The sequence below is a fragment of the Mesorhizobium sp. M7A.F.Ca.CA.002.04.1.1 genome (assembly GCF_004022805.1).
Classification (GTDB): Bacteria; Pseudomonadota; Alphaproteobacteria; order Rhizobiales; family Rhizobiaceae; genus Mesorhizobium; species Mesorhizobium ciceri.
The window spans coordinates 1-380 of sequence record NZ_RZPL01001354.1; the positions used below are offsets into that span (position 1 = coordinate 1).

Here is a 380-nt window from a genome sequence, read left to right on the forward strand (position 1 = left end):
GTGTATTTCTGCCGGTAGCCCTGCCCCACCATCTTGAACAGATAGCCATATTCGAAGGCCTTCAGCGCCTCGATGTTGTCGACCTCCTGCATGCAGATGATGTCGGCCCGGGTGGCAGCGATTGCCAGCGCCGTCAGCTGGCGCGTGTCGTCGGATTGGGCGATGGCGCGGGCCTGCTCCAGCATCCTGTATTCCGCCTCGCTCTGGATATCGAACAGCGCCAGCGTTCGATCCTCGTTGAGCTGGTTGCGATAGCCGGAATAATCGAACCTGTTCATCAGGTTCTCGACATTGAAGGTGGCAAGGCGCAGCGACATGCCATGACCTTTGCCCGCAAGTGCTTCGGAAAACAAGCGCGCAGGATCACCATCTGAGATCCT

General features: G+C 58.4%; 1 pseudogene. It reads right to left on the reverse strand.

Annotated features, from left to right (window positions below):
* Positions 1 to 317: pseudogene (locus ENZ75_RS34185) on the reverse strand (endonuclease); the annotation flags it as partial.
* Positions 318 to 380 lie beyond the last annotated feature (63 nt).